This is a genomic window from Aquiflexum sp., assembly GCF_041751335.1.
Classification (GTDB): Bacteria; Bacteroidota; Bacteroidia; order Cytophagales; family Cyclobacteriaceae; genus Aquiflexum.
This window is the reverse complement of record NZ_JBGSXS010000003.1, coordinates 1-3025: the sequence shown is the minus strand read 5'-3', so window position 1 is coordinate 3025 and position 3025 is coordinate 1. Positions and strand designations below refer to the sequence as shown.

General features: G+C 40.3%; 2 protein-coding genes. Both read right to left on the bottom strand.

All coding sequences use genetic code 11. The annotated features are described in order from the left end of the window. The coding region (locus tag ACEW8U_RS00050) for an ATP-dependent Clp protease ATP-binding subunit (protein ID WP_373519980.1) at positions 1-1980 on the bottom strand (1980 nt) is incomplete at its 3' end. 81 nt (positions 1981-2061) lie between these two features. Then, positions 2062-2682 (bottom strand): WbqC family protein, encoded by a 621-nt coding sequence (locus ACEW8U_RS00045; RefSeq protein ID WP_373519979.1) that lies wholly within the window; start codon positions 2680-2682, stop codon positions 2062-2064. Positions 2683-3025 lie beyond the last annotated feature (343 nt).

Here is a 3025-nt window from a genome sequence, read left to right as displayed (position 1 = left end):
CAAGACCTGAAGTAGAATATTGAAAACATCAGGGTGTGCTTTTTCGATTTCATCCAGCAAAACTACTGAATATGGCTTTCTTCTGACTTTCTCAGTCAACTGACCGCCTTCTTCATAACCGACATATCCCGGAGGTGCTCCCACAAGTCTGGAGACACTAAACTTCTCCATATATTCTGACATATCGATTCTGATCAAAGAATCATCTTTGTCAAAAAGATAAGTCGCCAACATTTTTGCCAACTCTGTCTTTCCAACTCCCGTAGGTCCTAGAAATATAAATGAACCAATCGGTTTTTTAGGATCTTTCAGCCCTACCCTTGTTCTTTGGATAGCTTTGGTCAATTTCTTGATGGCTTCTTCCTGACCAATGACTTTGGCCTGCAATTCTTCACCCATATTCAAAAGTTTCAAACCTTCATTTTGGGCAATTCTTTTGGCAGGGATTCCTGTCATCATGGCAATTACCTCAGCAACATTATCTTCTTCTACCGTATAACGCTTGGTTTTACTATCCTCTTCCCATTTGTTTTTGGCATTTTCAAGTTGCTCGAGTAACTTCTTCTCCTTGTCCCTCAATTGGGCTGCTTCTTCATACTTTTGACTTTTAACAACCCTGTTTTTCTCAATTTTGATTTGTTCGACCTCTTCTTCCAACTTGAGAATTTCCTCAGGTACATGGATATTGTTAATATGGACCCTTGCACCCGCTTCATCCAAGATGTCTATGGCCTTATCAGGAAGAAATCTATCTGAAATATAGCGATCTGAAAGCTTGACACATGCGTCAATGGCCTGAGGGGTGTAAATCACATTGTGATGGTCCTCATACTTATCCTTGATGTTATTAAGGATCTGAATAGTTTCTTCCGGCGTGGTGGCATCCACCATTACCATTTGAAATCTACGGGCCAATGCACCGTCTTTCTCTATATATTGTCTATACTCATCAAGGGTGGTAGCTCCAATACATTGGATTTCTCCCCTTGCCAAAGCGGGCTTGAACATGTTTGAAGCATCCAATGAACCACTTGCGCCACCGGCACCTACTATTGTATGCAGCTCATCAATGAATAGTATGACGTTCGGAGATTTCTCTAATTCGTTCATTACTGCTTTCATTCTTTCTTCAAACTGCCCTCTATATTTGGTACCCGCAACCAAGGATGCCAAATCCAAGGTGACCACTCTTTTGTTGAACAGTACACGGGAAACCTTCTTTTGAACAATTCGCAAGGCAAGGCCTTCTGCAATAGCAGTTTTACCTACACCGGGTTCTCCTATAAGAATTGGATTGTTTTTCTTTCTTCTGGAAAGTATCTGAGCAACCCTTTCGATTTCTTTTTCTCTACCTATGATTGGATCCAATTTGTCATCTTCCGCCATTTTGGTTAAGTCACGGCCAAAATTATCCAAAACAGGTGTCCTGGATTTTTCACCGGAACTTTTGGAAGAACTCGAAGAACTTCCAGCGGATGAACCAAAGAGTTTAGATCCATCATCATCAGGGTCATCAGCCTCAGCTTTTGCCCTTGGACCCGAGTCAGTCTGAAATTCCAACATCTCCTTAACGGAGTCATAATTGGTATCAAACTTATTCAAAATCTGGGTTGCAATATTATCTTCATCCCTAAGTATGGATAACAGCAGATGTTCAGTTCCGATTAATTGACTTTTAAAAATCTTGGCTTCGAGATAGGTGATTTTCAATACTTTCTCAGATTGTCTTGTCAATGGGATGTTCGCGAGGTTTTTGACATTGTGGGTAGCAGTACCTTTAACTGCCCGCTCGATAGAATTTCGGAGTTCGTCTAATGGCACTCCTAATTTTTTCAATATGGAAACAGCCACTCCCTCACCTTCTCTAATCATGCCCAACAAGAGGTGTTCTGTACCAATGTAGTCATGACCCAGACGCAGCGCTTCTTCTCTGCTCAGGGAGATCACCTCTTTGACTCTGTTTGAAAATTTTGCTTCCATGTATTTTCTTTCTAATTTATTCTTAATTCAATATTAATGTTACCGAATTTGTTTTAAAAACACAATCTATTTACGGATTGTTCAATCATTTTTTTTTGAGAGGTTCAGAATATCTTTTGATTCAGGACCTTTACAAAACAACAAATCCAGAATGCTAAGGTTTGGCACAAAGTTTACGCCAAACATTTGGCTGTAAGGATATGGTGTCATGATGTTTCTGGAACCAAAACCTTCCTTTGCATTGATTATACCTCTTGTATCAGGGTAATTGTTGGCATCGACATTCTCCGATACCACTTTTAATTTAGTGTTAGACTGCAATAATTTAAGACAAACTGTCAGTAGTTCGATATTGAGATCAAACAAAAACGTCAGGTTTTTTGCATAAACGATCTCCAAATAAGGAAAAAAATATTCAAAAAAAGGAGCTTTCCCATATGCACTTTGAATCCCCCTTAAATGAATGTTTTTCCATTTTTGATCATAATCAATTTTGATTTCCTTATATAACTGCTTTGAATTCCCCATTAAAACAGGAATAGATAAGGTGTCCACTTTGTTGGTCAATAGAATTTGAGCCCTATTACGGTAAGTTTGTTTCTGATACCTCTCTGTTCCATTTATGCACAATTCCCGGTGATCGCTGATCAGCACAAAGTATTCAACGGGTGGCAGGTAGAAAAGGTCTGTGAGGAGGGGCATTTTGGGAAAGAGGAGATTTTAAGGATGAAGGATGAGGGATGAGGGAGAAAGGTAGAAGGTAGATTTTAGATTGGGCAAGTTGGAAGGCTGAAGGTGTGGTGCGTCATTGCGAGTCCATAGCATTTTGAAAATGTTCAGAAAATGAATGACATCAAGTTGCCCGCTAGGCAGCCGTCATCCTGAGTCCCCAACATTTTTAAAATGTTCAGAAAAGGAATGACATCAAGTTACCCCCTAGGCAGCCGTCATCCTGAGTCCCCATCATTTTGGAAATGTTCAGAATAGGTAATGACATCAGGTTAAACCAATCCGGCATCGGCAAGCTCGGCCAGCGGGCCTGTCG